The organism is Mesorhizobium silamurunense (assembly GCF_014843825.1).
Lineage (GTDB): Bacteria > Pseudomonadota > Alphaproteobacteria > Rhizobiales > Rhizobiaceae > Mesorhizobium > Mesorhizobium silamurunense.
Genome location: NZ_JHQR01000063.1, coordinates 37,005 through 55,598, shown reverse-complemented (window position 1 = coordinate 55,598; position 18,594 = coordinate 37,005). Strand labels below are relative to the sequence as shown.

Sequence of the window (18,594 nt, the reverse complement as noted above, 5' to 3'; positions counted from 1 at the left end):
CGGCGATCATCGAACCGTATTGGATTCGTCACAATAGAACGGGCGACGTGTCAGAATTGCGATCTTTTTCACCGCGCGAAAATAATCCCCAGGTGAACGCTTCAGCTCCTGCGCATACTGTCAACCTGGTCCACGCGGGCGCTGCTCTCTTGACGCCGCCGAAACCCTCGCCCATCAGTCCCGAAGGGAGCGAGATATGCCATTCGACAAGCAGACCAGGCTGGCCTCACCGACCGGGGCCGACCTATGCATCTATGTGAAGCATGCCGGTGGAAATCCGCGCGCGGCGATCCAGATCAACCATGGCCTGGCCGAGCATGCGGAGCGCTATGCCCGCTTTGCCGAATTCCTCGCCCCGCGCGGCTTCCATGTCTACGCCCATGACCATCGCGGCCATGGCGCGACAAAGGCGCCCGATGCGCCGCTCGGCAGGTTCGCCGACGTCGACGGCATCGCCAAGGTGATTGCGGATGTCGGCGCCGTCCACGACCTGATCGCCTCCGAGCATCCGGGATTGCCGGTCATCGTCTTCGGCCATTCGCTCGGCGCCTCGATCGCGTTGAATTTCGTCCTGCGCCATTCCGAGCGTGTTCATGCCGCAGCGATCTGGAACGGAAATTTCTCGCAAGGCCTGCTCGGCCAGTTGGCGTTGGGTATTCTCGGCTGGGAGCGGATGCGACTGGGGTCCGACGTGCCGTCGCGCCTGCTGCCGAGGCTCACCTTCCAGGCCTGGGGCAAGGCCGTGCCCGACCACCGGACCTTGTTCGACTGGCTGTCGCGCGATCCGGCCGAGGTCGACAAATACATCGCCGATCCGCTCTGCGGCTGGGATGCCTCCATCTCGATGTGGCGCGATGTGGTCAAGATGGCGCTTCACGGCGGCAAGGATTCCAGCTTTGCCGGCGTGCGCCGCGACCTCTTCGTCAATCTGGTCGGCGGCGAGAAGGACCCGGCGTCGGACTATGGCAAGGCGGTTCACCATCTCGCCCGGCGCATGGACCGAATGGGCTTTTCGAATCTGGTTTCAAAGGTTTACGCCGACACCCGCCACGAAAGCCTGAACGAGATCAACCGCGACATCATTATGGGCGATTTCGCCGCCTGGGCAGACAGCGCGCTGAAGTCTGACTGGCGTGGCCCACAGCATGAGCCGTGACACAGCCGGCTACGATTGATAGTGCATGTCGCCCAAAAGTGCGCAGCGGTTTTGGGATAACGACATGCACAAAGCAGGATTCTAGGCTGCGCTTCATCAAACCACGGTGATCCATGACTGAGCCTCCGCTGAAAGGCATTCGCGTTATCGAACTCGCCCGCATCCTGGCGGGACCCTGGGCCGGGCAGTTGCTCGCCGATCTCGGCGCCGATGTCATCAAGGTCGAGAGCCCGGACGGCGGCGACGACACCCGCAAATGGGGGCCGCCCTTCGTCATGAGCCATGACGGCGAGAACCTGTCGGCGGCCTATTATCATTCCTGCAATCGCGGCAAGCGCTCGGTCGCCATCGATTTCTCCAAGCCGGAGGGCGCCGACACGCTGCGCCGCCTCGTTGCCACAGCGGACGTGCTGATCGAAAACTTCAAGCTCGGCGGCCTCAAGAAATACGGCCTCGACTATGAGAGCCTGAAGACGATCAATCCGCGCCTCGTCTATTGCTCGATCACCGGCTTCGGCCAGGACGGCCCCTACGCGCCGCGCGCGGGCTATGATTTCATCATCCAGGCGATGGCCGGCATGATGTCGATCACCGGCGAGCCTGGCCGCGAGCCGCAGAAGGCAGGCGTCGCAATCTCCGATCTGTTCACCGGTCTCTATTCGGTGATCGCCATCCAGGCGGGACTTCGCCACGCGGAAAAAACCGGCGAAGGCCAGCATGTCGACATGGCGCTGTTCGACAGCCAGATTTCGGCGCTGGGCAACCAGAACCTCAACTATCTCGTCTCCGGCAAGTCGCCTGTGCAGATGGGTAACGCGCATATGAACATCGCGCCCTACGAGGTGCTGCCGGTGAAGGACGGGCACATCATCCTGGCGGTCGGCAATGACGGCCAGTTCGCCAAGTTCTGCGCCGTGGTCGGTCTCACCGACCTGCCCGCCAATCCGGATTTCGCCACCAACCCCGCCCGCGTCACCAACCGCGCGAAGCTGCGCGAACTGATCATCGAAACGCTGGCGACCTGGGATCGCGACCCGCTTTTGGCGAAGCTCGAAGCGGCAAGCGTGCCCGCAAGCCCGATCAACACCATCGGCCAGATGTTCGCCGACCCGCAGACGATCGCGCGCGGCATGCGGCTCGACCTCGACGACGGCCACGGCAATCGCCTGCCTTCGGTGCGTTCGCCGATGGTGATGTCCGGCACCCCGCTCGTCTATGAGCGCCCCTCGCCTCGTCTTGGCGAGCACACGCAAGAAATTCTTGCCGAACTGGAGAGATCAGCAAAATGAAGACCGGCGGACAACTGATCGTCGAGGCGCTCGAAGCGAACGGCACCGACCGCATTTTCTGCGTTCCCGGCGAATCCTATCTGGCGGTGCTCGATGCGCTGCATGACTCGTCGATCCGCACCATTGTCTGCCGCCAGGAAGGCGGTGCGGCAATGATGGCCGACTGCCAGGGGCGCCTGACCGGCAAGCCCGGTATCTGCTTCGTCACCCGCGGCCCCGGCGCCACCAACGCTTCGGCCGGCATCCACATCGCCATGCAGGATTCGGTGCCGCTGATCCTGTTCATCGGCCAGGTCGCCAGCCACGCCAAGGAGCGCGAGGCGTTTCAGGAGGTCGACTACAAGCGTTTCTTCGGCGACATCGCCAAATGGGTGGTCGAGATCGACGATGCCTCGCGCATCCCGGAATTCGTCACCCGCGCCTTCGCGGTGGCGACGTCAGGCCGCCCCGGCCCGGTCGTCATCTCACTGCCAGAGGACATGCTGACCAGCGAGGTCGAGGCGCCGGAAGCCCTTCCGCACACGCCGGTCGAGACGCGCCCCGGTGAGGCCGAGATCGACGCGCTGGAAATGCTGCTCGCCGGCGCCAAGCGTCCGTTCGTCATTCTCGGTGGCACGCGCTGGGATGAGAAAGCGGTGGCGCGGATGCAGACGATCGCCGAGACATGGTCGCTTCCCGTCGGCTGCTCCTTCCGCCGCCAGATGCTGTTCGACCATCTTCATGCGAACTACGCCGGCGATGTCGGCATCGGCATCAATCCCAAGCTGGCGGCGCAGATCAAGGCGGCCGACGTCGTGCTGCTTATCGGCGGCCGCATGGGCGAGATGCCCTCTTCCGACTACACACTGCTCAAGAGCCCCTACCCCGACCAGGCGCTGGTGCATGTCCACGCCGATGCCGGCGAGCTCGGCCGCGTCTACCGGCCGACCCTGGCGATCAACGCCTCGCCGTCGGCTTTCGTCGAGGCTTTCGCCAAGCGAAGGCCGGCCGGCACGCCGTCATGGGCGGACGAGACGGCGAAAGCTCACGCCGCCTATCTCGAATGGTCGACGCCACCGCAGACCGGCCCCGGCGCCGTCCAGATGGGGCCGATCATGAACTACCTGGAAAAAGCACTGCCGGAGGACGCCATCCTCACCAACGGCGCCGGCAATTACGCCACCTGGGTGCACCGCTTCCATCGCTTCCGCCGCTTCGCCACGCAGGCGGCGCCGACCTCCGGCTCGATGGGCTACGGCACGCCGGCGGCCGTAGCCGCCAAGGCGCTGCACCCGGACCGCGAGGTCATCGCCTTCGCCGGTGACGGCTGCTTCCTGATGAACGGGCAGGAGTTCGCGACCGCCGTGCAATACGGCCTGCCGATCATCGTGGTCGTCGTCAACAACGGCATCTACGGCACGATCCGCATGCACCAGGAGCGGGAATATCCGAGCCGGGTCGTCGCCACCGACCTCAAGAACCCGGACTTCGCCGCTCTCGCCCGCGCCTGTGGCGGCCATGGCGAGACGGTCGAGAAGACCGAAGACTTCGCTGCCGCCTTCGAGCGCGCACGCGCCAGCGGCAAGCCGGCGATCGTCGAGATCAGGCTCGATCCCGAAGCGATCACCCCGACCCGCACATTGACCCAGATCCGCGACAAGTCGTGAGACGAAGTAATTCCAGGAAAAGTGTGTAACGGTTTTCCGTCCGGAATTGCGCAAAAACAAATAGTCAGAGCAGTTCGGCGTTTCGCGAACCGACGAACTGCTCTAGCAAAACGAGGCGGTTGCCCGCCTCGTTCCTGGCTGCGGAAAGTCCGCTACATCGATCCGGCGGCCTTCTCGATCTGCCCGCGGATCTCACCGTCCGGATTCGCCTTGGTGTGGACGTTGACATAGTACTTGCCGGCCTCGAGGTCGGTGGCTTGCGCATCGGTCAATGTCGCCGATCCTTTGATCGGGCTCTTGAGCTTCTTGAACGGGATTACCGGGTCCGCGCTTTGACCCATCGCGGCCGGGCCGTGAATGTGAGCGGCCACCGCCGGCCCGCTGAGGCCGGAATATTTGACGTTCCAGGTGAGTTTCTTGCTGGTGGTGTTGAATGTGAATGTGGCAGTTCCCTTGCCCTTGGTGGTGACAGGCGGGTTCTGCTGGCCACCATCGAGCGTCGCCTTGAACTTCATCGTCTCGGCCATGGCCGGCGATGCGAGCAGGAAGGCGGTCGAAACGGCTAAAGCCGAAAGCAGCGACAGGGATAGGATGCGCATTGAGGACCTCCGTTTGGCTGACGCATCCGCCACGGCTCCCCCGGCGCGGATGCTCTATTGCAACGGTTGGCCGGCGCTTTGTTTCCCTGCGCACGTATATTTTACCGGCGCCAACAAAAAAGGCGCGGTCGCCCGCCCCTTCTGGATTCCACGAAGGCAATGATCAGACGGCCGCCAGCGCCTGCGCCAGATCCGCGATCAGATCATCCGGGTGCTCGACACCGATAGACAGCCTGACCGTGGTCTCAAGCACGCCGATGCGCTGGCGCACGTCGTAGGGAATGCCGGAATGGGTCATGGCCGCCGGATGGCTGGCCAGCGATTCCGTTCCGCCGAGGCTTACCGCCAGCTTGAATATCTGCAGGCTGTTGAGAAAGGTGAAGGCGGCCTTCTGGCCGCCGCGAATGTCGAAGGAGAACGTGGAGCCGGCGCCACTGCATTGCGCCCGGTAGGTGCGGCCGGCGGAGGTTTCTTCGTTCAGGAACGGCAGATAATGCACCTTCTCGACCTTGGGGTGATCGCGCAGGAATTCGGCGACCAGGCGGGCGTTGTCGTTTGCCCGCTCCATGCGGATCGACAGCGTCTCCAGCGAGCGGCCGAGCATCCAGCAGGAATGGGGGTCGAGCTGCGTGCCGATCGCGCCGCGCAGCGCCTTGATCGGCTTGGTGACCGCCTTGCTGCCCATGGCGGCACCCGCGATCAGGTCGGAATGGCCGCCGACATATTTGGTCAGCGAATAGACCGAAACATCGGCCCCGTGTTCGATAGGCCGCTGGAATACCGGGCCGAGCAGGGTGTTGTCACAGACGATGATCGGCGTCGTTCCTTGCCGGACGCCGATCTCGTCGGCGATCCTCCGCATCAGCGCAATGTCGACAAGGCTGTTGGTCGGGTTTGACGGTGTCTCGATCAGGATGACCGACACGCGGCCCTTGCCGACGGCCGTTTCGGCAGCCAAGCGCACCGCCGCCTCGTCGACGCCGTCGGCGAACGCGACAGCCTCTATGCCGAAGCCGGCGAGCGTGCGCGTCAGAAGGGTCTCGGTGCCGCCATAGAGCGGCTGTGAATGCAGGATGACGTCGCCCGGGCGAGCATAGGCGAAAAGTGTCGTCGCGATCGCCGACATGCCGGACGAGAACAGGATGCAGGCGTCCGTCCCCTCATAAATCGCCAGCCGGTCCTCGACGATCTCGCTGTTGGGATGGTTGAAGCGCGAATAGACCAGACCGGAAGCCGCGCCGCTCGGAGGTTCCTTGCGGCCGGAGGTGTAGTCGAAGAAATCGCGTCCCTCTTCGGCCGATTTGAACACGAAGGTCGAGGTGAGGAACACCGGCGGCTTGACGGCGCCCTCCGAAAGCTGCGGATCGAAGCCATAGCTCAGCATCAGCGTCTCCGGGTGGAGCTTGTGGTTGCCGATATGGGTTTTCGAAGGGCGCGGCGCGGTCATGGCTTTTTCCTGCTTTTCGAGGAGTGTCGCACCGCAATTTATGCGATCCCGATCATGCAGTCCTTGCTATTTTTGCGCTCTTGTGGCCGCATTTCCGCAATATATTGCCCGGAGAAGCCGAAAGTGCAGCAGAAGATAGCCGACGATTTCGACCGCAAGATCCTGCGCGAACTGCAAGCCGACGCCCGCATCACCAACAACGAGCTTGCCGAGCGGATCGGTCTGTCGCCGTCACCCTGCCTGAGGCGCGTGCGGCGGCTGGAGGAAGCCGGAGTTATCAGGGGCTACACCGCGCTGGTCGATCCGGCCGCCTTCGGCTGGGGCATGGTTGCCATCGCCACCATCCGGCTCAGCCGCCAGAACGAGGACGAGATCGTTATGTTCGAGGAAGCGATCCGCGGCTGGGAAGAGGTCCTGGAATGCCACCTCGTCACCGGCTCGCGCGATTATGTGCTGAAGGTCGTGGCAGGAAGCCTCGAACAGTACGAGCGCTTCATCAAGGAAAAGATCGCGCGGCTGAAATGTGTCGCCTCGATCGAGACCAGCTTCGTCATGAACACCATAAAGGAACGGCGCCTCTGAGGCGCCGTTCTCAAAATCAGGATGTGCCGTCAGTGCATGTCGCCCAAAGTGCGCAGCGGTTTTGGGGTAACGACATGCATAAACGACAACTTAAAGCGCGTCGCCTGAATCCATTCAGACACGACGCGCTTTAGTCGGCCTACTTGATCGCCTTGTCGGTGATCGCGGTGGTGTAGGCGCCCGACGGCTCCTTGGCGATGATCTTCTGGTCGAGCAGCGCCTTGGCGGTGCGCTCATAGGTCGCCGGATCGAGCTTGCCGTCGGCGTTGTCGATCAGCTTGGCGACTTCGCCCATCATGCGCTTCTGGTGGTTCTCGTCCTGGCCGCCATTGTCCATGACGATCCCGGCCGCCTCATCCGAGTTGTCGACTGCATATTTCCAGCCCTTCATCGAGGCGCGCACGAAGCGCACCATCTTGTCCTCGAAGGCCGGGTCCTTGAGCTTGTCTTCCAGCGCGTAGAGCCCATCCTCGAGCAGATCGTTGCCCATGGCCGAGTAGTTGAAGACGGTAAGCTGCTCCGGCTTGTAGCCGGCGTCGATCAGCTGCCAGTACTCGTTATAGGTCATGACCGAGATGCAGTCCGCCTGCTTCTGGATCAGCGGCTGCACGTCGAAGCTCTGCTTCAGCACGGTGACGCCGTCCTTGCCGCCATCGGTCTTGAGGCCGAGCTTGTTCATCCAGGCATAGAACGGATATTCGTTGCCGAAGAACCAGACGCCGAGCGTATGGCCCTTGAAGTCGGCTTCGGTCTTGATCGGGCCGTCCTTCGGGCAGACCAGCTCCATGCCGGCCTTCTTGAACGGCTGGGCGATGTTGACCAGCGGCACGCCCTTTTCGCGGGCAGCGAGCGCGCCGCCCATCCAGTCGACGATGACGTCGGCGCCGCCGCCCGCGATCACCTGCTCGGGCGCGATATCCGGACCGCCTGGCTTGATGTCGACGTCGAGGCCCTCGGCATCATAGAAGCCCTTGGCCTTGGCGACATAATAGCCGGCGAACTGGGCCTGCGTGACCCATTTCAGCTGCAGCGTCACCTTGTCGGCGGCCATCGCCTGGAAAGCGGCCAGCGACATCGCACCGGCCAAAGCAGAAATTACAAGTCTTTTCATGTTTTTACCCTCTGAAGTTAGCACCCAAACCCACCGCCCCTATCCACCACGGACAGAGGGATGCCAAAACGTGACGGCTCTTTCGACGAGAGCGACCACGCCATAAAAGACCGAACCCGCCAGTGCTGCAACTGCGATTTCGGCCCAAACCATGTCGATGTTCATCCGCCCGACTTCCGTCGAAATGCGGAATCCCATGCCGACAACAGGCGTGCCGAAGAACTCCGCGACGATGGCGCCGATCAGCGCCAGCGTCGAGTTGATCTTCAGCGCATTGAAGATGAACGGCATTGCCGCCGGCAGCCTGAGCTTCAGCAAGGTCGGCCAATAACCCGAGGCATAAGTGCGCATCAGGTCGCGCTCCATATGGCCGGAGGCGGCAAGCCCGGCGACCGTGTTCACCAGCATCGGAAAGAAGGTCATGATGATGACGACCGCCGCCTTGGAGGGCCAGTCGAAGCCGAACCACATGACCATGATCGGCGCGACGCCGATGATCGGCAGCGCCGACACCATGTTGCCGATCGGCAGCAGCCCGCGCCGCAGGAACGGCACACGGTCGGCGAGGATGGCGACGATGAAGCCGGCGAAGCTGCCGACGATGTAACCGATCAGCACCGCCTTGAAGATCGTCTGCCGAACGTCCGACCCCAGGATCGGCAGCGAGTTGGCGATACGCGCGCCGATGGCGCTCGGCGGCGGCAAAAGGATGAAGGGAATGCCGGCGCCGCGCGTCACCGCTTCCCAGATGATCAGGATCCAGGCGCCGAAGATCGCCGGGATGACCAGGCGCAATGCAGTCTTCGCCCCATTGGCCGCGGGCCTTAGCGAAGACAGGAGGCCCACGCAGCGCCAGGCAAGCAACCAGGCGGCTGCGAGAGCCAAAAAGTAAGGCGCCAACGCAGTGCCCTCGAAGCCGCCTATGCCTTTGATCAGCAGCCAGGCGGCAATATGGGCGCCAACGAACAGCACGACGCCTTCGACAAGTGGCGCCAGTCTCACCGTGGAAACCAGCGCCGCGATCAGCAGCAGCGCGAGGATCAGACCCTTCGTGTCCATATACGGGTAGGCGATCGTCGCAGCGGGCTCAGCCAGCGCGGCCGCTTCCGGTTTCGACATCGCGCCAAGCGCGAAGGCCACCAGGCAAAGGAGGATCGCAAGCACTGCTTGCCAGGATGGTTTCAGCCAGATCATGCCGGCCTCCCGCCCATGGCGCGGTCGACCAGGCGGCCGGCAATGCCGACCACCATCACCAGCAGCGCAGCAACCACTGAACCGGCGACCAGCGCCGACCAGATGTCGATGGACTGGCTGTAGTAGGCGCCTGCCAGCAACTTCGCGCCGATTCCGGCGACCGCGCCGGTCGGCAGTTCGCCCACAATGGCGCCGACGAGGCTTGCCGCGACCGCCACCTTCATCGAGGTGAACAGGAACGGCACGGAGGCCGGGACGCGAAGTTTCCAGAAGGTCTGCGAGGCGCTGGCATTATAGGTGTGCATAAGATCGAGATGCATGAGCTCGGGCGAGCGCAGGCCCTTCACCATGCCGACCGCGACCGGGAAGAAGGACAGATAGGTCGAGATCAGCGCCTTCGGGATCAGGCCGGTGATGCCGATCGCCGCCAGCACCACGATGATCATCGGCGCCACCGCCAGGATCGGAATGGTCTGCGAGGCGATGATCCACGGCATCAGGCTGCAGTCGAGCGTCGCCACATGCACGATGCCGACCGCGATGACGATGCCGAGCGCCGTGCCGAAAGCAAAGCCGAGCAGCGTCGAGGACAGCGTCACCCAGGCGTTGTAGATCAGGCTTCGGTTGGAGGTGACGCTGCGCAGGAAGGTATTCTGGAAGAAGTTTACCGCCACCTGGTGCGGCGCCGGCAGCGTCGGCTTCGGCTGCGACAGCGTCTTGCCGATGAATTCGACCGCGCCGGGCGTCTCGTTTGCGCGCTGGTCGAGATCGCGCTGGAACGGCGCGTTGAGGATAACGGCAAAGACATACCAGATCGCCACCACGCCGACGAGGATGGTGGTGACGGGGATGATCTTGGAACGGAAGGAGTCCATTCCTTAGTCCTCGTAGGAGTGGCCGGCCCGCAGGCCGTCGCGCACGCGCGCCGCGATCGCCAGGAATTCCGGCGTTTCGCGGATGTCGAGCGGCCGCTTCCTGGACAAGGTCGATTCGATGATGTCGGTGACACGGCCCGGCCGCGGCGACATCACCACGATGCGCGTCGACAGATAGACCGCCTCGGGGATCGAGTGGGTGACGAAGCAGATCGTCTTGTTGGTCCGGTCCCAAAGCGAGAGAAGCTGCTCGTTCAGATGGTCGCGCACGATCTCGTCGAGCGCGCCGAACGGCTCGTCCATCAAAAGCAGGTCGGCATCGAAGGCCAGCGCGCGAGCGATCGAGGCGCGCTGCTGCATGCCACCCGACAACTGCCAGGGATATTTCTTCTCGAAACCAGACAGGTTGACGAGTTCCATGGTGCGCTTGATGCGGTCCGCCTGCTCCGCCTTGGAGAGGCCGATGATCTCCAGCGGCAGCGCCACGTTGCGTTCGATCGTGCGCCACGGAAACAGGGCTGCCGCCTGGAAGACATAGCCGTAGGCTCGGCTTTCGCGCGCCTGCTCGGGCGTCATGCCGTTGACCGAGATGGCCCCCGCCGTCGGCTTCTCCAGATCGGCAATGACGCGCAGCAAGGTGGTCTTGCCACAGCCAGACGGCCCGATGAACGATACGAATTCGCCCTTGCCAATGGTGAGATCGACATTGGACAGTGCCTGTACCGGACCATCATTGGTCTGGAAGGTGAGGCCGAGTTTGCTTGCCGAGACGACGGCTGGCGACTGTCCGCTCATTGGCAGAAACCTGCCTTTCGCAGCCGCTGCCGCGCAGGATGAAATCCCGTTGCTTTTGCGTCGATGTTGTTTTCCACTCGTCCAGTCCCATTCGATCGACGCCCGGAGCCTTGCCGATGTCGCCTAAATCCACTTGTCATCTTATTCGCCCTGAAAGCACTTATGAAGGCAAGCAGGGGCTGAGCTATTTCGCCGGTATTGCCGCCGAGACCGTCGGCTCTTCCGGCATCTGCATGCATCTTCTCACCATCCCGCCCGGCGCCCGCGCCAAGGCGCATATGCATGAGAACCACGAGACGGCGATCTATGTGCTCTCCGGCGAGGTCCATACTTGGTACGGCGACCGGCTTGAGCATCATATCCTCGTCAAGGCCGGCGACCTCTTCTACATCCCGGCTGGCGTGCCGCATCTGCCGGCCAATCTGAGCGGCGCGCCCTCTTCGGCGGTCATCGCCCGCACCGATCCCAACGAGCAGGAAAGCGTGGTCCTGCTGCCGGAACTGGATGCGTTGGTCGCCTGAAGCTGAAGGATGGGCTCTCGCCGTCATTTGCACCGGGAGACTTCGCCCATCACGGTGCCGTCCTCGCCGGCAATCACCAGCTTCTTCGGGCTCTTGGCGCTGCGCTTGATGGTGAAATGGGCAGGCGTCTGCCCCTCCTCGCCTTCCGCCTCGCACTGCGCTGTCACCAAAAGGGAGCCATCCGCCTGGGGCTTCTTGTCGGTGAAGGTGCAGGCGCTCGCCACCGTGACAAATGCCTCGCTGGTCAGGAGCAGCATGTCCTCGGCATAGACTTCCTGGCCGTTCTTGTTGATGCAGCCGGATTTGTTGCCGTAAGGCTTGGAGAGGTCGATGCCGGCCGCAAAGGCCTGGCCGGCGGCCAGCAGCATGGCTGCCGCGACGAAAAGGGGAGCTGCGCGCACGCTCAAACTCCGGTCGCCGGAATGCCGGAACGCTCCACCTTGCGCGGCGCGCTGATCTCCTTCCAGGTCGACAGCGCCCGGTTGACCGCGGCGTTCGGCTCGCGCGCGACGAACTCGCCGTGGCCGATCTTGACCTTGACGTCGGACTCTTCGATCGAGAGCTCGCCGCGCGAGAAGACGAAGCGCGGCAGGCCGGTCACCTCGAAACCTTCGAAGACATTGTAGTCGATCACCGACTGCTGCTTCTTGGCCGAGATCGTCTTCTTGCGCTTCGGATCCCAGACCACGATGTCGGCGTCCGCGCCTTCGACGATCGCGCCCTTCTTCGGATACATGTTGAGGATCTTGGCGATGTTGGTCGAGGTCACCGCCACGAACTCGTTCATCGTCAGCCGTCCGGTGTTCACGCCGGTGGTCCACAGGATGGGCAAGCGATCCTCGAGGCCGCCGGTGCCGTTCGGGATCTTGGTGAAGTCGCCGACGCCGTTGCGCTTCTGCTTGGTGGTGAAGGAGCAGTGGTCAGTCGCCACCACCTGCAGCGAGCCGGCCTGCAGGCCTGCCCACAGCGAATCCTGGTGCCACTTGCTGCGGAAGGGAGGGCTCATCACGCGGCGCGCCGCATGGTCCCAGTCCTTGTTGAAATACTCGGTCTCGTCGAGCGTCAGGTGCTGGATCAGCGGCTCGCCGAATACCCGCATGCCCTTCTGGCGGGCGCGGCGGATGGCCTCGTGGCTCTGCTCGCAGGAGACATGCACCACATAGAGCGGCACACCGGCCATGTCGGCGATCATGATGGCGCGATTTGTGGCCTCGCCCTCCACTTCCGGCGGGCGCGAATAGGCATGGCCTTCCGGGCCGTTGTTGCCGGCCGCAAGCAGCTTCTGCGAGAGCGCGGCAACCACATCGCCGTTCTCGGCATGGACGAGCGGCAGCGCGCCGAGATCGGCGCAGCGCTGAAACGACGCATACATCTCGTCGTCGTCGACCATCAGCGCGCCTTTGTAGGCCATGAAGTGCTTGAACGAGGTGATGCCCCTGTCGACCACGGTCGCCATCTCGTCGAACACCTGCTTCCCCCACCAGGTGATGGCCATGTGAAAGGAATAGTCGCAGGACGCCTTCGACGTCTTGTTGTCCCACATCTGCAGCGCCTCGAGCAGCGACTGCTGCGGCGCCGGCAAGCAGAAATCGACGACCATGGTCGTGCCGCCGGAAAGCGCCGCGCGCGTGCCCGATTCGAAATCGTCGGCCGAATAGGTGCCCATGAAGGGCATTTCGAGATGGGTATGCGGATCGATGCCGCCCGGCATGACGTAGCAGCCGGTGGCGTCGAACTCGTGATCGCCATGCAGATCCGTGCCGATGGCGATAATCTTGCCGTGGCTGAACACGACGTCGGCTTTCCAGGTGCGGTCAGCCGTGACGATGGTGCCGTTCTTGATGACTTTGGTCATTTCTCTTGTTCCCTTTTTCTTGCTGCGCTTCTTCGGAGCGCTTTAGTTGTTCAAAACATACGAGACGTGGGGGGCCGACACTACATCACGCCAACTTCCCGCAATATCTCTTCCACACAACCGTCGAAGGATTCCGCCAGTTCGCCAGTAGAAAATCTGAGCACGCGATAGCCTTGCTGGCCAAGCCAGGCGTCACGTTTTTGGTCCTTCTCCATCCGCTCCGGCGTGAAATGGTGTTCGCCATCCACCTCGATGACTACGCCCTTCTCATGCAGGACGAAGTCCACGATGTATGGCCCGATAGGTGCCTGTTTCCTGGCATGCAGCCCATAAAGGCGACGAAACTCTTTCAACTCAGACCAGAGCTTGCGTTCGCCCTCCGTCATGTTTCGGCGCAGCGCCCTTGCGCGCGTGATCATGGTCGGGTCGATCGCGGTCGGTGCCAAGGCGAGTACCCCCACCCTCAATCCCTCCCCACAAGGGGGAGGGAGGTTTGGCGCCGCGCTATCATCATCCCACTATTAAAGTGCTGCGCTACCGGAGAAAGCGGCGGCGATGCCAGTCCCCCTCCCCCTTGTGGGGAGGGGTTAGGGGTGGGGGTACAGCGCCGCCGCTTCACTCCACAATCCCCGCTGTCTCGACCACCGCGTGGAACAGCACGTCGGCGCCTGCCGCCGCCCACTCCTTGGAGATGTCCTCGGCCTCGTTGTGGCTGAGGCCGCCGACGCAGGGGCACATGACCATGGTCGCCGGCGCCACCTTGGCCGCCCAGCAGGCGTCGTGGCCGGCGCCCGAAATGAGGTTCATGTGGCTGTAGCCGAGCTTTTCGGCGGCCGTGCGCACACGGCCGACCAGCGTCGGATCGAAGGTCACGGGATCGAAATGGCCAACGGCCTCGACCGAGCATTTGACGCCGAGCGGCTCGCAGATCTTCGGCGCTTCCTTCTCGATGCGGGCGCGCATGCCGTCGAGCTTGGCTTGATCGGGCGAACGGATGTCGACGGTGAAGATCACCGTGCCCGGCAAAACGTTGCGCGAATTGGGCGAGAACTTCACCTGCCCGACCCCGCCGACGGCGCCGGGCTGGTTCTGCATCGCGACCGTCTGCACCATCTCCAGGATGCGCGCCATGGCCAGCCCTGCATTGACGCGCATGTTCATCGGCGTCGAGCCGGTATGCGCCTCCCTCCCGGTCAGCGTGAATTCCAGCCACCACAGGCCCTGGCAGTGGGTGACCACGCCGATCTGCTTGTTCTCGGCTTCGAGGATCGGTCCCTGCTCGATGTGGTATTCGAAATAGGCTTGCATCTTGCGCGCGCCGACCTTCTCGTCGCCGACCCAGCCGATCCGCTTCAGCTCGTCGCCGAAGGTCAAGCCATCGAGATCCTTGCGGGCATAGGCGTAGTCCTGGGTGTGGACGCCCGCGAACACGCCGGAAGCGAGCATGGCCGGGGCGAAGCGCGCGCCCTCCTCGTTCGTCCAGTTGGTGACGACGATCGGATGCTTGGTCTTGATGCCGAGATCGTTGAGCGAGCGCACGACCTCGAGCCCTGAGAGCACGCCAAGCACGCCGTCATATTTGCCGCCTGTCGGCTGGGTGTCGAGATGGGAGCCGACATAGACGGGCAGCGCGTCCGGATCGGTGCCGGCGCGCGTCATGAACATGGTGCCCATCTGGTCCACGCCCATCGTGAGCCCGGCCTCGTCGCACCAGGATTTGAAGAGCTCGCGGCCTTCTCTGTCGGAATCGGTGAGCGTCTGGCGATTGTTGCCGCCGGCAATGCCGGGGCCGATCTTCGCCATCTCCATCAAGGAGTCCCACAAACGGTCTGAATTGATACGCAGATTCTCGCCGGGGGCGGTCATTCAAAGTCCTCTCATTTACGCGGCGTCCCCCTCCCCCTCGAGGGGAGGGTGGCCGCGAAGCGGTCGGGTGGGGTCGCCGGCCATACGCGCGGCCTTTTCCTTGATCACCTGCGCGACGTGCCAGGCACTGTTTATGACATCGGGCTCATCGACACGAAAGACGTCGTATCCGAGTAAACGCAAATAGGCGTCGCGGACAGCATCATGGCGTTTGCCTTTGTCATGCTCATGCAAATCGCCGTCGATCTCAACGATCAGCTTTACTGCGAGACAGGCAAAGTCGACGATGTATGGCCCTATGGGGCACTGTCGGCGGAACTTGAGACCAGAAGCCTTCAATTCGCGCAGTTCATACCAAAGCAGGTTTTCACCTTTGGTCGCGTGAATTCGAAGCGCGCGCGCTTTTTGCCGCATTTCGAAACTCACGCGGGTCCTAGGCATCAGGAACGACCTCGCAAAAGATCAGGTCGGCGCGCGTCGCCGCGGACCCCACCCGGCCGCTTCGCGGCCACCCTCCCCTCAAGGGGGAGGGATATCCGCGCCCGGTCTCTCAATCTATCGACCTCAACACATCCCGAACATGGTCGATCAGCTCGTTGATCTGGCCCTTGGTGATGATCAGTGGCGGCGACAGCGCGATAATGTCGCCGGTGGTGCGGATCAGCGCGCCACGCTCGAACGCCTTGACGAAGGCCGAGAAGGCCCGCTTAGTCGGGCTTCCGGCGATCGGCGCCAGCTCGATCGCGCCGATCAGGCCGATATTGCGGATGTCGATGACATGCGGCTCGCCCTTCAGCGAGTGCAGCGCGTCTTCCCAATAAGGCGCCAGCTCCTCGCCACGGGTGAGCAGGCCTTCTTCCTTATAGGTGTCGAGCGTGCCGAGGGCCGCGGCGCAGGCGATCGGGTTGCCCGAATAGGTGTAGCCGTGGAAGAACTCGATCATGTGCTCGGGGCCGGTCATGAAGGCGTCATGGATCTCCTTCTTGACGAACACCGCGCCCATCGGGATGACGCCGTTGGAGACGCCCTTGGCCGTGGTCATGATATCCGGAGCGACGCCGAAATAATCCGCCGCGAACGGCGCGCCGAGGCGGCCGAAGCCGGTGATCACTTCATCAAAGATCAACAATATGCCGTGTTTGGTGCAAATTTCTCGAAGCTTCTGCAGATAGCCCTCCGGCGGCAGGATGACTCCGGTCGAGCCCGCGACCGGCTCGACGATGACCGCAGCAATGGTCGAGGCATCGTGCAGCGTAACCAGGCGTTCCAGCTCGTTCGCCAGCTCCGCGCCATGCTCCGGCACGCCCTTCGAGAAGGCGTTCTTCTCCGGAAGGTGGGTGTGCGGCAGATGGTCGACGCCGCCGAGCAGCGTGCCGAACATCTTGCGGTTGCTGACGATGCCGCCGACGGAGATGCCGCCGAAATTGACGCCATGATAGCCACGCTCGCGGCCGATCAGGCGGGTGCGCGAGCCTTCACCCCTGACGCGGTGATAGGCGATCGCCATCTTCAGCGCGGTTTCGACCGATTCCGAGCCGGAATTGGTGAAGAAGACATGGTCCATGCCCTTGGGCGCGATATCGACCAGGCGGTTCGCCAGCTCGAACACGATCGGGTGACCCATCTGGAAGGCCGGCGCATAGTCGAGCTCGGCTGCCTGCTGCTGGATCGCCTCGGTGATCTTAGGCCGGCAGTGTCCGGCGTTCACGCACCACAGGCCGGCCGTGCCGTCGAGCACCTTGCGGCCGTCGCTCGTCGTGTAGTGCATGTCCTTGGCGGACACGAACATGCGCGGCGCCTGCTTGAACTGCCGGTTTGCCGTGAACGGCATCCAGAATGCGCTGAGATCGTTCGGCGTGACTTTCAGCCGGTTGGACATGACCAAGATTTCCCCTTGTAACCTGTTTCGGTGCGCTAACGCTTGGTCTTCCCAAGGCTTGGTCTTCGTTGCGTTTTCGTGCTACGCAAAATTTTGACCGGTTGGACAAACGTTAGCACCGCCCTGTCGGCGGTCAAGGGACTACTAGCGGAAATGCGGCATCGAAAGCGCGCTCCACGGCTCGGAGAAAAACTGGTCCAGAGGATTGGTCCAGAAAGACCGCGCAACAGCGGCCGGCAAGGATGACGGACACGATGGAAGGCTCAGCTCCCCGCCGCACCCGCATCCAGCAGGAAAAGCGCGAGCTGATCCTGGAAGCCGCGCTCGAAGTCTTCTCCACTAACGGCTTTCGCGGCTCGACCATCGACCAGATCGCCGAAGCCGCCGGCATGTCGAAGCCGAACCTTCTCTATTACTTCCGCCGCAAGGAAGACATTCACGAGACGTTGATGAAGCGGCTCCTGGACACATGGCTGGCGCCGCTCCGCGAGCTCGACGACATCGGCGACCCGATGACCGAACTCAAGAGCTATATCCGCCGCAAGCTCGAAATGGCGCGCGATTTTCCGCGCGAAAGCCGGCTCTTCGCCAATGAGATCCTGCAAGGTGCGCCGCGCATCATGCCTATGCTGGAGGGCGAGTTGAAGACGCTGGTCGACGAGAAGGCCACGGTCATCAAGGGCTGGATGCGCGCCGGCAAGATCGCCCGCACCGACCCCTGGCATCTGATCTTCTCGATCTGGGCGACGACACAGCATTATGCCGATTTCGATGTCCAGGTCCGCGCCGTGCTCGGCCCCGATCGCGGCGGCGAAGGCCGCTTCGAGGACGCCGCGCGCTTCCTCGAGCAGTTGTTCCTCGACGGGTTGAAACCGAAAGGCTGAGATCCAATCAGGCGCTGCGCCGCTCGGCAGGCTGCGCTTCGAGCAGCTTCTCCAACTTGGCGATCGAATTCTGCTCAGGCAACGGCGTGTAGACGATCGGCCGCATATCCGAGCCGTCGTCGATCGACAGGCTCATATGCTCGAAGGCCATCGCGCCGGCGCTCGGGTGGCGGACATGCTTCACCCCCGTCAGCCTTCGCGCCACGTCCCGCCTCGGCCACCAATCCCGGAACTCCGGGCTTGAGCGCATCATCAGCGCGATCAGCCGCTCGAAATCCGGATCGCCGACATATTTCGCGCTCTCGGCGCGAAACGAAGCGAGCACCACGTGCGCGAGTTCTTCCCAATCGACCAGCAGCCGCCGGTGGTGCGGGCTGGTGAACACCAGATGGACGATGTTGCGGGCATCGCCCTCCAGCAGGCCATAGTCGCCGAACACGGCAACCGCTGCATCGTTCCAGGCCAGCACATCCCAGCGCCGGCCAACGACATAGGCCGGCTGCAGGACGAGGCTCTGCAGCATGTGCAGTAGCGTCCCGTCGACCTTCTCGGGCGCGGCTGAGCGGCGTTCCGGCTGTTGCCGGCCGGCGAGGATGAACAGATGCCGCTTCTCGACGGCATCGAGGCGCAACGCCTCGCATAGCGCGGTCAGCACTTCCACCGAGGGCCGCACGTCCCTGCCCTGCTCGAGCCAGGTGTACCAGGTGGTGCCGACGCCGGCGATCATCGCCACCTCCTCGCGCCTCAGCCCGGGGGTACGCCGCCTGGCGCCGGTGGCGATACCGATGTCGGCAGGCGACAGTCGCTCACGGCGCGAGCGCAGGAAGGCGCCAAGCTCGTGGCGGCGGCTGTCCTCGGGAGATTGGGTCACGGCATCCATGAAGTTATTATAGCA

The 18,594-nt window shown here is 63.2% G+C and carries 19 protein-coding genes; 6 read left to right on the top strand and 13 right to left on the bottom strand.

What is annotated here, in order from left to right; all coding sequences use genetic code 11:
• Positions 1 to 196 precede the first annotated feature (196 nt).
• From DH10_RS07585 to DH10_RS07575, 3 genes are all read left to right on the top strand, one after another.
• The gene (locus DH10_RS07585) at positions 197 to 1,156 is read left to right on the top strand and encodes an alpha/beta fold hydrolase (protein ID WP_192243245.1); all 960 of its coding nucleotides are present in this window, start codon (positions 197 to 199) and stop codon (positions 1,154 to 1,156) included.
• 113 nt (positions 1,157 to 1,269) lie between these two features.
• Positions 1,270 to 2,445, top strand: coding sequence for a CaiB/BaiF CoA transferase family protein (locus tag DH10_RS07580; protein WP_192243247.1), 1,176 nt, complete (start codon positions 1,270 to 1,272; stop codon positions 2,443 to 2,445).
• On the top strand, positions 2,442 to 4,091 hold the full coding sequence (locus DH10_RS07575; RefSeq protein WP_192243249.1) for a thiamine pyrophosphate-binding protein: 1,650 nt from the start codon (positions 2,442 to 2,444) through the stop codon (positions 4,089 to 4,091). Before DH10_RS07580 ends, DH10_RS07575 begins: the two co-directional genes overlap by 4 nt.
• A 152-nt stretch (positions 4,092 to 4,243) precedes the next feature.
• Here the strand turns inward: DH10_RS07575 and DH10_RS07570 are convergent, their stop codons facing one another.
• Both DH10_RS07570 and DH10_RS07565 read right to left on the bottom strand, forming a co-directional pair.
• Positions 4,244 to 4,690: a CHRD domain-containing protein gene (locus DH10_RS07570; RefSeq protein WP_192243251.1), complete on the bottom strand. Its 447-nt coding sequence runs from the start codon at positions 4,688 to 4,690 to the stop codon at positions 4,244 to 4,246.
• Positions 4,691 to 4,853: 163 nt separating this feature from the next.
• Positions 4,854 to 6,137, bottom strand: coding sequence for a cystathionine gamma-synthase family protein (locus DH10_RS07565; protein ID WP_192243253.1), 1,284 nt, complete (start codon positions 6,135 to 6,137; stop codon positions 4,854 to 4,856).
• Positions 6,138 to 6,260: 123 nt separating this feature from the next.
• On the opposite strand from DH10_RS07565, the gene DH10_RS07560 reads away from it, so the two are divergent.
• Positions 6,261 to 6,719: an Lrp/AsnC family transcriptional regulator gene (locus tag DH10_RS07560; protein WP_126093047.1), complete on the top strand. Its 459-nt coding sequence runs from the start codon at positions 6,261 to 6,263 to the stop codon at positions 6,717 to 6,719.
• Positions 6,720 to 6,858: 139 nt separating this feature from the next.
• Here the strand turns inward: DH10_RS07560 and DH10_RS07555 are convergent, their stop codons facing one another.
• Genes DH10_RS07555 through DH10_RS07540 form a run of 4 tightly spaced genes read right to left on the bottom strand, consistent with a single transcriptional unit; the run spans position 6,859 to position 10,694 of the window.
• Complete coding sequence (locus DH10_RS07555) at positions 6,859 to 7,830, bottom strand: ABC transporter substrate-binding protein (RefSeq protein ID WP_192243255.1); 972 nt, start codon at positions 7,828 to 7,830, stop codon at positions 6,859 to 6,861.
• A gap of 39 nt (positions 7,831 to 7,869) precedes the next feature.
• A complete protein-coding gene (locus tag DH10_RS07550) occupies positions 7,870 to 9,024 on the bottom strand; it encodes an ABC transporter permease (protein ID WP_192243257.1) in 1,155 nt (384 codons plus the stop codon).
• The gene (locus DH10_RS07545; RefSeq protein ID WP_192243259.1) at positions 9,021 to 9,899 is read right to left on the bottom strand and encodes an ABC transporter permease; all 879 of its coding nucleotides are present in this window, start codon (positions 9,897 to 9,899) and stop codon (positions 9,021 to 9,023) included. Before DH10_RS07545 ends, DH10_RS07550 begins: the two co-directional genes overlap by 4 nt.
• Before the next feature lie 3 nt (positions 9,900 to 9,902).
• Positions 9,903 to 10,694 carry an ABC transporter ATP-binding protein gene (locus DH10_RS07540; protein WP_192243261.1) on the bottom strand — a complete coding sequence of 264 codons (792 nt, stop codon included), beginning with the start codon at positions 10,692 to 10,694 and terminating at the stop codon, positions 9,903 to 9,905.
• Between the two features lie 116 nt (positions 10,695 to 10,810).
• On the opposite strand from DH10_RS07540, the gene DH10_RS07535 reads away from it, so the two are divergent.
• Positions 10,811 to 11,215, top strand: a complete 405-nt coding sequence (locus DH10_RS07535; protein ID WP_192243263.1) for a cupin domain-containing protein — start codon at positions 10,811 to 10,813, stop codon at positions 11,213 to 11,215.
• A 23-nt stretch (positions 11,216 to 11,238) separates the two neighbouring features.
• Here DH10_RS07535 and DH10_RS07530 read toward each other — a convergent pair whose 3' ends face one another.
• The 6 genes from DH10_RS07530 to aptA form a co-directional block, all read right to left on the bottom strand.
• Positions 11,239 to 11,616, bottom strand: a complete 378-nt coding sequence (locus DH10_RS07530; protein WP_312891172.1) for a hypothetical protein — start codon at positions 11,614 to 11,616, stop codon at positions 11,239 to 11,241.
• A 2-nt stretch (positions 11,617 to 11,618) separates the two neighbouring features.
• A complete protein-coding gene (gene hydA, locus DH10_RS07525) occupies positions 11,619 to 13,070 on the bottom strand; it encodes a dihydropyrimidinase (RefSeq protein WP_192243266.1) in 1,452 nt (483 codons plus the stop codon).
• Positions 13,071 to 13,150: 80 nt separating this feature from the next.
• Positions 13,151 to 13,531: an endonuclease domain-containing protein gene (locus tag DH10_RS07520; protein ID WP_343221489.1), complete on the bottom strand. Its 381-nt coding sequence runs from the start codon at positions 13,529 to 13,531 to the stop codon at positions 13,151 to 13,153.
• A gap of 154 nt (positions 13,532 to 13,685) precedes the next feature.
• Positions 13,686 to 14,936 (bottom strand): Zn-dependent hydrolase, encoded by a 1,251-nt coding sequence (locus DH10_RS07515; RefSeq protein WP_192384574.1) that lies wholly within the window; start codon positions 14,934 to 14,936, stop codon positions 13,686 to 13,688.
• A 15-nt stretch (positions 14,937 to 14,951) separates the two neighbouring features.
• On the bottom strand, positions 14,952 to 15,362 hold the full coding sequence (locus DH10_RS07510) for an endonuclease domain-containing protein (protein ID WP_343221488.1): 411 nt from the start codon (positions 15,360 to 15,362) through the stop codon (positions 14,952 to 14,954).
• A gap of 124 nt (positions 15,363 to 15,486) precedes the next feature.
• On the bottom strand, positions 15,487 to 16,815 hold the full coding sequence (gene aptA / locus DH10_RS07505) for an omega-aminotransferase AptA (RefSeq protein ID WP_192243274.1): 1,329 nt from the start codon (positions 16,813 to 16,815) through the stop codon (positions 15,487 to 15,489).
• A gap of 254 nt (positions 16,816 to 17,069) precedes the next feature.
• On the opposite strand from aptA, the gene DH10_RS07500 reads away from it, so the two are divergent.
• A complete protein-coding gene (locus DH10_RS07500; protein ID WP_192243557.1) occupies positions 17,070 to 17,699 on the top strand; it encodes a TetR family transcriptional regulator C-terminal domain-containing protein in 630 nt (209 codons plus the stop codon).
• Between the two features lie 7 nt (positions 17,700 to 17,706).
• Here DH10_RS07500 and DH10_RS07495 read toward each other — a convergent pair whose 3' ends face one another.
• Positions 17,707 to 18,579 carry a helix-turn-helix transcriptional regulator gene (locus tag DH10_RS07495; RefSeq protein ID WP_192384573.1) on the bottom strand — a complete coding sequence of 291 codons (873 nt, stop codon included), beginning with the start codon at positions 18,577 to 18,579 and terminating at the stop codon, positions 17,707 to 17,709.
• Positions 18,580 to 18,594: the final 15 nt, after the last annotated feature.